The sequence below is a fragment of the Micrococcus sp. ACRRV genome (assembly GCF_022346985.1).
Taxonomy (GTDB): Bacteria; Actinomycetota; Actinomycetes; order Actinomycetales; family Micrococcaceae; genus Micrococcus; species Micrococcus porci.
Window position 1 is genome coordinate 1 of record NZ_JAKRNH010000078.1, and the last position, 11,243, is coordinate 11,243.

Annotated in this window: 8 protein-coding genes; 4 read left to right on the forward strand and 4 right to left on the reverse strand. The window is 75.7% G+C overall.

Translation table 11 applies throughout. The annotated features are described in order from the left end of the window. Positions 1–164 precede the first annotated feature (164 nt). Together MHY29_RS08755 and MHY29_RS08760 are read left to right on the forward strand one after the other, a co-directional pair. Entirely contained in the window at positions 165–2,078 is a 1,914-nt protein-coding gene (locus tag MHY29_RS08755) for an ABC transporter ATP-binding protein (protein ID WP_239240291.1), read from the forward strand. Then, positions 2,075–4,003 (forward strand): ABC transporter ATP-binding protein, encoded by a 1,929-nt coding sequence (locus MHY29_RS08760; protein ID WP_239240294.1) that lies wholly within the window; start codon positions 2,075–2,077, stop codon positions 4,001–4,003. Before MHY29_RS08755 ends, MHY29_RS08760 begins: the two co-directional genes overlap by 4 nt. Positions 4,004–4,106: 103 nt before the next feature. On the opposite strand, the gene MHY29_RS08765 is transcribed toward MHY29_RS08760, so the two are convergent. Together MHY29_RS08765 and purD are read right to left on the reverse strand one after the other, a co-directional pair. Further along, positions 4,107–4,508 (reverse strand): endonuclease domain-containing protein, encoded by a 402-nt coding sequence (locus tag MHY29_RS08765; protein WP_239240297.1) that lies wholly within the window; start codon positions 4,506–4,508, stop codon positions 4,107–4,109. A 767-nt stretch (positions 4,509–5,275) separates the two neighbouring features. After that, positions 5,276–7,462, reverse strand: coding sequence for a phosphoribosylamine--glycine ligase (purD, locus tag MHY29_RS12515; RefSeq protein ID WP_239240317.1), 2,187 nt, complete (start codon positions 7,460–7,462; stop codon positions 5,276–5,278). Between the two features lie 60 nt (positions 7,463–7,522). On the opposite strand from purD, the gene MHY29_RS08775 reads away from it, so the two are divergent. Then, positions 7,523–7,807, forward strand: a complete 285-nt coding sequence (locus MHY29_RS08775) for a hypothetical protein (RefSeq protein ID WP_224356468.1) — start codon at positions 7,523–7,525, stop codon at positions 7,805–7,807. 55 nt (positions 7,808–7,862) lie between these two features. Here MHY29_RS08775 and MHY29_RS08780 read toward each other — a convergent pair whose 3' ends face one another. Together MHY29_RS08780 and MHY29_RS08785 are read right to left on the reverse strand one after the other, a co-directional pair. Further along, positions 7,863–8,498, reverse strand: a complete 636-nt coding sequence (locus MHY29_RS08780) for a response regulator (RefSeq protein ID WP_370643491.1) — start codon at positions 8,496–8,498, stop codon at positions 7,863–7,865. Continuing rightward, the gene (locus MHY29_RS08785; protein ID WP_239240319.1) at positions 8,495–9,862 is read right to left on the reverse strand and encodes a sensor histidine kinase; all 1,368 of its coding nucleotides are present in this window, start codon (positions 9,860–9,862) and stop codon (positions 8,495–8,497) included. Before MHY29_RS08785 ends, MHY29_RS08780 begins: the two co-directional genes overlap by 4 nt. A 185-nt stretch (positions 9,863–10,047) precedes the next feature. On the opposite strand from MHY29_RS08785, the gene MHY29_RS08790 reads away from it, so the two are divergent. Continuing rightward, positions 10,048–11,196 carry an ABC transporter permease gene (locus tag MHY29_RS08790; protein ID WP_239240322.1) on the forward strand — a complete coding sequence of 383 codons (1,149 nt, stop codon included), beginning with the start codon at positions 10,048–10,050 and terminating at the stop codon, positions 11,194–11,196. Positions 11,197–11,243: the final 47 nt, after the last annotated feature.

Sequence of the window (11,243 nt, forward strand, 5' to 3'; positions counted from 1 at the left end):
CCGGTGAGGCGGCCCTGGGCGACCCCCACCGGCCCGCCGCGGGGGGGGCCGGGTGCGGGGGGGCGGCGGGGTTGCGGGTCACCGGCTGTACTAACCCGCCCCCCCGGTCCACGAAGCGCCCCCGGGGCCGAAGCGTGTCCGGGGCTGCCGGTAGAGTCCTGCGGGTGACCCGCACCACCGCCGCCGCCCCGCTCCCGCTGCGCGACGCCGTGCGCGGCATCGCACCGTACCTGGAGGGCGTGCGCACCCGCTGGGTGCTGGGCCTGCTCTCCGCCCTCGCCGCCGGCCTGGTGGCCCTGGCCATCCCGCAGGTCATCCGCCTGCTCGTCAACACCGTGTTCGCCGCCCCGACGACGCCGGGCGCCCCCGCCGCCGAGGACGCCACGGCGAGCGTGTGGTGGGCCGTGGGCGGCCTCGCCCTGCTCGGAGCCGCGGAGGCCCTGTTCATCTGGCTGCGCCGGTTCTTCATCCTCCCGCCGGCCGCGGACGTGGAGAACCGGGCCCGCATCGCGGTCTACCGCCGCCTCCAGCGCCTGCCCGTCGCCTTCCACGACGCGTGGCCCTCCGGACAGCTGCTCTCCCGCGCGCAGGGCGACCTGTCCCTGCTGCGCCGGTGGATCGCCTTCGGCTCCGTGATGCTGGTGGTGGAGACCGTCACCCTGGTGGTGGGCGTGGGGCTGCTGTTCTGGCTCTCCTGGCCGCTGGCGCTCGTCTACCTCGCGGCGGCGCTGCCGATCATGTGGCGGTCCTACGGGTTCCGCAACGACTTCCGCACCGCCTCCCGCCTCTCCCAGGACCAGGCCGGCGACCTCGCCACCACCGTCGAGGAGTCCGTGCACGGGATCCGCGTGCTCAAGGCGTTCGGGCGCGGCCCGCACGCCCTCGAGGGCTTCCGCGGCGAGGCGCAGACCCTGCAGGGCACGGAGGTCCACAAGGCCGGCGTGCTGGCCTCGTTCATCGCGTTCACGGTCTCCCTGGCCGAGGTGATGCTCGGCGTCGCCCTGGCGCTGGGGGTCTGGCTGGTGGCCACGGGGCAGATGACCGTGGGCGCGCTCGCCGCCTACTTCGCCACCACCGCCGTCCTCGCCCGCCCCGTGGAGGGCATCGGCCAGCTCCTGGGCATGACGCTCTCCGCCAAGACCGCGATCGACCGACACCTCGAGGTGATGCGCCAGCCGGTGTCCATCGCCTCCCCGCCCGGCACCGACCCCGCCGAGGAGGCCGCCACCGGTGCCTCCGTCGGCGAGGACCCGGACCCCGCCGTCGCCGACGCCCCCGTGGACGTCTCCGCCCTGCCGCCCTCCCGCGGCGGGCTCGCCTTCCGCGGCACCCGCTTCCGCCACCCGGACACCCCCGACGACGCGCCCGACCTGCTCGCCGGCGTCGACCTGGAGCTCGTGCCGGGGGAGACCATGGCACTCGTGGGACTCACCGGCTCCGGCAAGTCGACGCTGCTGCAGCTCGTGCCGCGGCTGCGGGACGTCACCGGCGGCGCCGTCGAGGTCGACGGCGTGGACGTGCGGGACTACCCGCTGGAGGAGCTGCGCCGGCGGGTGTCCATCGCCTTCGAGGACGCCACCCTGTTCTCCGACACGGTGCGCGCCAACGTGCTGCTCGGCGCCCCCGCCGCGGACGTCGCCGACGGGCCCGACTCCCCCGCCGCCGAGGCCCTCCTGGAGCTCGCCCTGGACACCGCCCAGGCCGGGTTCGTCGCGGACCTCCCCCAGGGCGTGGACACCCCCATCGGCGAGGAGGGCCTCAGCCTGTCCGGCGGGCAGCGCCAGCGCCTGGCCCTGGCCCGCGCCATCGCCGCCCGCCCCGACGTGCTCGTCCTCGACGACCCGCTCTCCGCCCTCGACGTGCGCACCGAGGAGGCCGTCACCGCGCGCCTGCGCGAGGTCCTCGCCGGCACCACCACGCTGATCGTCGCGCACCGGCCCTCCACCGTCGCCCTCGCCGACCGCGTGGCCGTCCTGCAGGACGGGCGGATCGCCGACGTCGGCACCCACGCCGACCTGCTCGCCCGCTCCGGCGCGTACCGGCAGATCATCACCACCGACCGGGAGGACGCCCGATGAGCCGCCGCGCCGACACCGCCCCCGTCACGTCCACCCTCACCGTGGTGGACCCCGCCGAGGCCGCCGGGCTGCGCGTGCTCGGCGTGGGCGCCGAGGAGTCCCTGGACTACACCCCCGCCGAGCGCCGCCACGTCCGCCGCCGCTCCTGGGCCCTGCTGCGCCAGCTCGCCCGCCCCGTCCGGGGGATGCTCTGGCTGACGGCCGCGCTCGTCGTGCTCTCCAACGCCGCCCGCGCCGCCATGCCCCTGGTCATCGCCTGGTCCATCGACGACGCCCTCCCCCGCGCCCTGGAGGCGGTGCGCGCCGGGACGGACCCGACCGGCGTCGTCGTGCAGACCGGCGCCCTCTACGCGGTGACCGGCCTGGTCGGCGGCGTCCTGCTGGGGCTGTACCAATGGCTCACCGCCAAGGCCAGCCAGCGGATGCTGCTGGCTCTGCGCGTGCGCGTGTTCCGCCACACCCAGCGACTCTCCCTCGGCTTCCACGAGACCTACACCTCCGGGCGCGTGATCTCCCGGCAGACCTCCGACCTCGAGGCGCTCCGCGAACTGCTGGACCAGGGCGTGTCCTCGCTCGTCTCCGGAGTGCTGTTCACCGCGTTCACCGCCGTGTCCATCCTGCTGCTCGACCCGCCGTCGTTCCTGGTGATCCTCGTGGCGTTCGTGCCCGTGGCGATCGCCGTCCGCTGGTACCAGGTCCGCTCCGAGGAGGCGTACCGGCGGTCGCGGGTGTCCTCCGCGCGGTCCATCGTGCACTTCGTGGAGACCATGACCGGCATCCGCGCCGTGCAGGCCTTCCGCCGCCAACGCGCCGGCGAACGCGCCTACGCGCGCCTGGCCACCGACTACCGCGACGACATGATGCACACCCTGAACCTGTTCGGCGTGCTGCAGCCCGTGCTCGTGGCGGTGGGCAACCTGACCGTGGCCGCGCTGCTGCTGTTCGGCGGGCTCCGGGTGCTCTCCGGGGATCTGGCGGTGGGCGTGCTCGTCGCGCTGCTGCTGGCCGGGCGGCGCGTGTTCCAGCCCATGGAGATGGTCGCCATGTTCTACTCCTCGCTGCAGTCCGCGACCGCCGCGCTGGAGAAGGTCTCCGGGCTGCTCGAGGAGGAGCCCGCCGTCGTGGAGCCCGCCCACCCCGTGGCGCTTCCCGGGGCCGAGCGGCCCGGCGAGGGCGTGGCCTCCGGGCGGATCGAGTTCCGCGACGCCGTGTTCGGCTACGGCCCGGACGCCGTCGTGCTGCCCGAGTTCGACCTCACGGTGCCGGCCGGGCAGACGGTGGCCGTCGTCGGGCAGACCGGCGCGGGCAAGTCGACGCTGGTGAAGCTGATCGCCCGGTTCTACGACCTGACGTCCGGCTCCCTGACCCTCGACGGCGTGGAGCTCAAGGACCTGGCGGGCGCGGACCTGCGGCGCAACGTGGTGATGGTGACCCAGGAGGCGTTCCTGTTCTCCGGGACGGTCGGGGAGAACATCGCGCTCGGCCGGCCCCACGCCTCGGAGGCCGAGATCCAGGCGGCGGCCCGGGCCGTGGGCGCGCACGAGTTCATCCTGGACCTGCCCGAGGGGTACGCGACCGACGTGTCCAAGCGCGGCGGACGGCTCTCCGCGGGCCAGCGGCAGCTGGTGAGCTTCGCACGCGCCTTCCTGGCCGACCCGGCGGTGCTGATCCTCGACGAGGCGACCAGCTCCCTGGACCTGCCCAGCGAGCGGCTCGTGCAGGACGGCCTGGAGCGGCTGCTCGGCAACCGGACGGCGCTGATCATCGCGCACCGCCTCAGCACCGTGGAGATCGCCGACCGCGTGCTCGTCGTGCACGACGGCCGGATCGTCGAGGACGGCTCCCCGACCGAGCTCGTGGCCGCCGGCGGGCGCTTCGCCGCCCTGCACCGGGCCTGGGAGGACTCCCTCGTCGGGGAGGGCTGAGCGGGGCTCCACCGCCCCGCCCCCCACCCCCCACTTTCGCTCGACACAGCGTCGCTACCGTCCCAGAGACCCGGGATGGTAGCGACGGCTTCCTCAGCGAAAGTCACGGCGACCCGTGGCGACGGACCCACTCGACCGCGCGTCGGAAACCGTCGTGGCGGTCCTCCGCAGTGAGCCGGAGCGAGCGCCACCCCGCGTCCTGGACCAGGCCGTCCCGGCGTGCGTCGCGCCCCTGCTGCTCCCGGGTCCTGTGGTGGGCGCCGTCGTACTGCAGGGACAGCCGCCACGGGCGGTAGGCGAGGTCGACGGCGGGCGCCCACGGGTCGGCCGGGTCGATCCGTGCCTGCAGCTCGGGTTCTGGAAGGCCGGCCGCGAGCAGGGCGAGGCGCAGCTCGGTCTCCGGGGGCGAGTCGGCACCGACGCGGACGAGGTCCAGGGCCAGCCGCGCCGCTCGCACCCCCTTGAAGCGGCCGGCCCGTTCCAGCGCCGCGCGCAGGGACGCCACCGTGGTCCGGGCCGCCCCGCGAGCCTGCCCGTCCCCCGCCAGGGGTGGTTCACGAGTGCGTCCCCGGCGATCACCAGGGGGTCCACGGGGCCCCGCGGCATCAGGGACGCCAGGTCCACCCAGGTGCGTTCGAGCGAGGTGCAGGGGATCCCGTGGATGGTGGTGGCGTCCACCGGCGGCACCGACCGGGCATGCGTCTGCACCCGGGGCAGCCCGCTGAGACCCCGGTCGTGCGGCCGGCTCAGGTGCAGGCGCCCGTCCGGGCGCACCCACGCCGGGACGACGAGCCCGTGCACGAGGGCCGCGCTCTGGTGGGAGAGCACTCCTCGCGCCCGGCGCACGACGGCGGCGGCGTCCATGGGCGGCCACGGCACCGGATCCACGGGGAATCCGAGGTCGGCCCAGTCACCGGTCTCCGCCTCCCAGGAGCGGTGGACTCCGTGGACGACACGCACCAGGTCGCCGCGGCGCGCCCGTTCGACGCTCCACCCTGCGGTGGTCAGGTCCACCCGTGTGAAGGGCCGATCGGCGAGGTGCGCGGGGAGCGGGAGCGGGGCGCGAGGTGCCATGCCCTCGATCCTGGAGGGACCGGCGTCGCGACGGGGCCGAGGCGAAGACGACCGGGGACGCCACGCCGTCTCGAACGCCCCTGTGCAGGAGCGGTCCCCGCGGCCCGTTCACTTTCGCTCAGAAAAGCGTCGCTACCACCCCGGGGAGCCGAGATGGTAGCGACGTCTTCTTCAGCGAAAGTGCCAGGGGGGCGGGGCTCAAGCCTCGAAGCGGCGGCCGGTGAGGCGCTCGTAGGCCTCCACATACCGGGCGCGGGTGCGCTCGACGACGTCGGCGGGCAGCGCCGGCGGCTCCTCCCCCGACGTCCGGTCCCAGCCGGACTCCGGCGAGGTCAGCCAGTCACGGACGAACTGCTTGTCGAAGCTGGCCTGGGCGCGGCCGGGCTCGTAGGCCTCGGCGTCCCAGAAGCGGGAGGAGTCGGGGGTCAGCACCTCGTCGCCGAGGACGAGCTCACCGGTCACGGGGTCGGCACCGAACTCCACCTTGGTGTCGGCCAGGATGATCCCGGCCTTCCGGGCGATCGCCTCGGCGCGCGTGTAGACCTCCAGGGTCGCGGCGCGCAGCGCCTCGGCCGTCGGCGCGCCGACGCGCTCCACGGTCTGCTCGAACGTGATGTTCTCGTCGTGCTCGCCGACCTCCGCCTTGGCCGAGGGCGTGAAGATCGGCGGCTCCAGCCGGGAGCCGTCCACGAGCCCGTCCGGCAGCGGGATGCCCGTCACCGTCCCGTGCTCACGGTACTCGGCGAGCCCGGAGCCGGTGAGGTAGCCGCGCGCGATGCACTCGATCGGGTGCATGTCGAGGCGCTTCACCACCATGGCCCGCCCGGCCACCTCGGCCGGGACGTCCGTGGACACCACGTGGTTCGCCACGCCGGCCAGCTGCTCGAACCACCACAGGCTCAGCCGGGTGAGCACGGCGCCCTTGCCCGGGATCGGCGGCTCCAGCACGAAGTCGTAGGCGCTGATGCGGTCCGAGGCCACCACGAGCAGCGTCTCGGACGCCCCCGGCTCGGCGTCGGCCGGCTCGTAGAGGTCGCGCACCTTGCCGGAGTAGACATGGCGCCAGCCCGGCAGCTCGAGGGCCTCCGCGCCGGCGTAGCCGCGGCGCCGCTCGGGCACCGTGATCTCGCCGCGCTCGGCCTTGAGGGCGATGTCCGTGCGGTGCTGGGCGCCGTCGAACCGGATCTTCGCGACGCCCGTGTAGGCCCGCTCGCGCGCCTGTTCCAGGGTGGCCCCGCGCCCGACGACGGCGAGCACCCGCCCGCCGGCGGTCACCACGTCGCCGTCCTCGGTGCGGGCGGTGCCGGCGTGCAGCACGTCCACGCCCTCGAGGGCGAGCGCGTCCTCCAGGCCGGCGATCACGTCGCCGGAGTGGGAGGAGGCCGGGTAGCCGGCGGACGCGAGGACCACGTCCACGGCCACGTCGTCGCTCCACCGAAGCTCCCGGTCCGCGCCGAGGCGGCCGGCCGCGGCGTCGGCCAGCAGCTGGCCCAGCGGGGTCTCCAGGCGGGCGAGCACGGACTGCGTCTCGGGGTCGCCGAAGCGCACGTTGAACTCGATGACCTCGGGGCCGTTCTCGGTGACGGCCAGGCCGATGAACAGCACACCGGCGAACGGGGTGTCGCGGCGGGACATCTCGGCGAGCACGGGCCGGGCCACGCGCTCCATGACCTCGTCGACGAAGCCCTCGGGCAGCCACTGCAACGGGGTGTACGCGCCCATGCCACCGGTGTTGGGGCCGGCGTCGCCGTCGTGGATGCGCTTGAAGTCCTGCGCGGGGGTCAGGGGGACGGCGTGCTCGCCGTCGCAGAGGACGAAGAGGGAGACCTCGGGGCCGTCCAGGAAGTCCTCGACGACCACGGTGCCGCCCGCCGACAGGCAGGCGCGCGCGTGGTCCAGGGCCGCGGCCCGGTCGGAGGTGACCACCACGCCCTTGCCGGCGGCCAGGCCGTCGTCCTTCACGACGTGGGGCGCTCCGAACGCGGTCAGCGCCGCGTCGACCTCGGCCTCGGTGGCGCAGACGCGGGCGCCGGCGGTGGGCACGCCCGCGGCGGCCATGACCTCCTTGGCGAACGCCTTGGACGCCTCCAGCTGAGCCGCGGCCTGGGACGGGCCGAACACGGCGAACCCGGCCTCGCGCAGGGCGTCGGACACGCCGGCGGCCAGCGGGGCCTCCGGGCCGACGACCACGAGGTCCACGGCCAGGTCCCGCGCGAGGGCCACGACGGCCTCGGGGTCCGTGGCGGTGACGGGGTGGAGGACGGCGGCGTCGGCCATGCCGGCGTTGCCGGGGGCGGCATGGAGCTCGCCGACCTGGGGGTCACGGGAGAGGGCGCGCAGCAGCGCGTGTTCGCGGCCACCGTTGCCGAGCACGAGGATCTTCACGCCCCCAGCCTACGGCCCGGCCCTGGCCGCCCGTCGGCGCGCGTCCCTACTGTGGAGGACATGACGCTCCCCCCTCTGCACCACGGACGTGACGACGACGCCGACCGCCCCGCCGCGAGCGGCCCCGGAGGCCGCGGACTCGGCGGCCCGGCCGGCCCGGGGGCGGGGCTGCGCCGGACGTACACGTTCGTCGGCGTGCTGTTCGCGTGCGCGCTGATCGGCTTCCTCTCCCTGCGCCTGCTCGGCGTGGAGCGGGGCTCCATGACCCTCCCGGCGGCGCTGGGCGTCCTGGCCGTCGCGGCGGTGGCGGCGGCGGTGATCACGCGCGTCGTCGGCCGCCGCTGAGCGCGGCGGGGCCGCCGCCGGCCCCGCCGAACCCCGGCCGTGGAGCCAGCGCGCCTCAGCGGATGATCCGCCTGGCCCGCGCCTCGTGCACGGCCTGGGTGCGGGTGTCCACTCCGAGCTTCTGGAAGATGTGCACCAGGTGCGTCTTCACGGTCGCCTCGGAGAGGAACAGGGCGCGGGCGGCCTCCCGGTTGGTGTCCCCGCGGGCGATCAGCTCGAGCAGCTCGATCTCCCGGGCGCTCAGGGCGCTGGCGGCGGTCGACCCGGTGGTGCGGCCGAGCAGCCGCTCGGCCACGTCCGGAGTGAGGGCGGGTCGGCCGGCCACGGCCCGGTGCACGGCGTCGGTGATCTGCTCGGCCGGCGCGTCCTTGAGCAGGTAGCCGGCGGTCCCGGCGTCGAGGGCGGCCAGGATGTCCGCCTCCGTGTCGAAGGTCGTGAGGATCAGCACGGGGATCCCGGGATGCGCGGCGCGCAGGCGGCGGGTGGCGCTCACCCCGTCCATGCCCTCGCCCATCTGCAGATCCATCAGGACGGCGTCCACCTCCCCGGGCCGCGCCTGGAGCACGTCGAGGGCGGCGGCGCCGTCCCCGGCCTCCGCCACGACCGTCAACTCCGGATCCGCCTCCAAGACGGCCCGCACCCCGGCCCGGACCACCGGATGGTCGTCCACCAGCATCACGCGCACGCTCACGCGCTTCTCCTCTCCTCCTGCCGCGGCACGGGGATCCGCACCGCCACCACGCACCCCTGGCCCGGGGCGCTCTCCACATCCACCCGGCCGCCGACGCCGGCCACGCGCTCGGCCAGCCCCGCCAGCCCGACACCGGTCCCCTCCCCCGCCGGCCGGGGCGCGGCGGGGTCGGACTCCGCCGCGCGGGACGTCCTCGCCCGGGCGGCCTCCGGGTCGAATCCGACGCCGTCGTCGGCCACGTCCAGGGCGACCTCGCCGTACATCCAGGTCAGGGTGACGCGGCACCGGTCGGTGCGGGCGTGCTGGTCCACGTTGGCGAGGGAGGACTGCGCCGCGCGCACGAGCACGGTCTCCACGGCCTCGCCCACGGCGACCGGCTCGCCGACCACGGCCAGCTCCGCCTCCACGGGGCGCCCGAGGGCCTGCCGGCGGGCGCGGAACCCGCGCACGGCGGCCCCCAGGGCGGCCTCGAGCGCCGACCCGGCCCGGTCCGCTCCCCCCTGGACACCGTCCACGGGGGCCCGGAGTCCGCGCACGAACGCGCGGGACTCGGCGAGGTTCTCCGCGGCGGTCGCGCGGACGGTCTCCAGGCGCTCGTCCGCGAGCGCGGCGTCCCCGGCGCGCACGGCGTCCTGCGCGGCGCGGGAGACCAGCACGATCGACGCCAGCCCCTGGGTGAGGGTGTCGTGGATCTCGCGGGCGAGCCGCTCGCGCTCGGCAAGCACGCCGGCATGGCGCTCGGAGGCGGCCAGCTCGGCGCGGGTGGCCCGGAGCTGCTCAGCCACGGAGCGCTGCCGCTCGGACTCGACGACCAGCAGGCGGCACGCGTGGAACACCACCACGGCCACGGCCGCGCCCACCGCGGGCCCGAGCACCGCGCCCGGCGCGGTGCCGCGCTCCAGGGAGGCCACCACGACGACGACGGTCATCGCCGCCACGCATGCCAGGGCGAGCCGGGGCCGGCCCAGGATCACGTGCACCGCGTGCAGGGCGACGAAGAACAGGGGGAAGGCGACCCACATCATGTCGGGGTGGCGGAGCACGGCCAGCGCCCACACGCCCAGGAGCACGGCGAGCCACGTCCCGGCGGCCGTCCGGCCGGGGGCGCGTCCGGCGGCGTGGAGGCGGCGCTCCGCGACCGTCCCGGTCAGGTAGACGCCGGCCAGCACCACCGTGAGCCCCACGAGCGCCAGGGCAGGCCGGCCGGTCAGGCGAGCCCCGGCGTCGGGGCCGGCGAGGGCACGGACGAGCGCCAGGGCGAGCAGCACGGCGAAGCCGACGTGCACGGCCACGCGCAGGCCGGAGAGCAGCGCGGCGGTGCCGTTCGCGCCGCCGGGGCCGTCCGCGGGGTCGGAAGTCCTCATGCCGCCAGCGTAGGGCCGTCCCGGACGCCAGAGGCCCCGCGGACGCCCCGCCGCGGAGCGATCAACCGATCGGTTGATCTGGGTTCGCCCCCGGTGGGCGATGCCCGGGGACCCCCTCCGGGCGGAGGCTGGACGCAGTCCCCGGGCCCCTCGCCGCGGCCCCTCCCGATCGAAGGATCACCCCCATGTTCCTCGCCCTGCGCGACCTGCGGTTCGCGACCGGCCGCTTCAGCCTCATGGGCGCCGTCGTCGCCCTCATCACCGTCCTGCTCGTGATGCTCTCCGGCCTCACTGCGGGCCTCGGGCACCAGAACACCGCCACCCTCGACGACCTCGGCGCCCGCGGCACGGACCGGATCGTCTTCGGCGGCGCCGCCGGCCAGGACCCGACCGCGTCCTTCACCTCCTCGGAGGTCACCGCCACCCAGCTCGACTCCTGGCGCGCCGCGGACGGCGTCGACCGCGTCGAGCCGGTGGGGGTCGCCCAGGGCCGCCTCACCGGCATCGCCGGGCACGTGGACACCGACGCCGCCGGCCGCCCGGCCAAGACCCCGGAGGTGGCGGGGGTCGGCTCGGCGTCGTTCGTGGGCCTGGACCCGGCCGCCCCCCAGGCGCCGGCCGGGCTGGAGGACGGCGAGCTCGTCCTCTCCCGCACCCTCGCCGAGGCCCTGGAGGTGGAGAAGGGCGGCCAGGTCGAGTCCTCGGGCCGCGTGTACACGGTCGCCTCCGTCGCGGCGGACTCCTGGTACTCCCACACCCCGGTCGCCTGGACCACGCTGACCGACTGGCGAGCGCTCTCCCACACCGGGGACGCGGACGTGGCCGGCACCGCGGGCCTCGTGACGCTCGTCGACGGGGCCGATGCCGACGCCGTCGCCTCCGCCGCCGACGACGCCGCCCACACCGTGGCCACGGACGTGAAGGGCGCCTACGCGGCCCTGCCGGCGTACTCCTCGGAGCACGGCTCCCTGACGATGATGCAGGGCTTCCTCTACGGGATCTCGGCGCTCGTGGTGGTGGCGTTCCTCTCCATCTGGACCATCCAGCGCACTCGGGAGATCGCGGTGCTCAAGGCCCTCGGGGCCTCGACCGGCTGGGTGCTGCGGGACTCGATGCTGCAGGGCGGCATCGTCCTGGCGGTCGGCGTGGGCCTCGGAACGGCCCTGGCCGCCGGCGCCGGCTGGTTCGCTGCGCAGGCCGTGCCGTTCGTGCTCGGCCCCGCGACCACCGTGCTCCCCGCCCTCGGCGTCCTCGCCCTCGGCCTGGCCGGCTCCGCGCTGGCCGTGGCCCGCGTGACCCGCATCGACCCCCTGATCGCCCTCGGAGGCAACTGACATGACCATCAGCACTCACACCCCTGACCTGTCGGCCTACCGCTCCC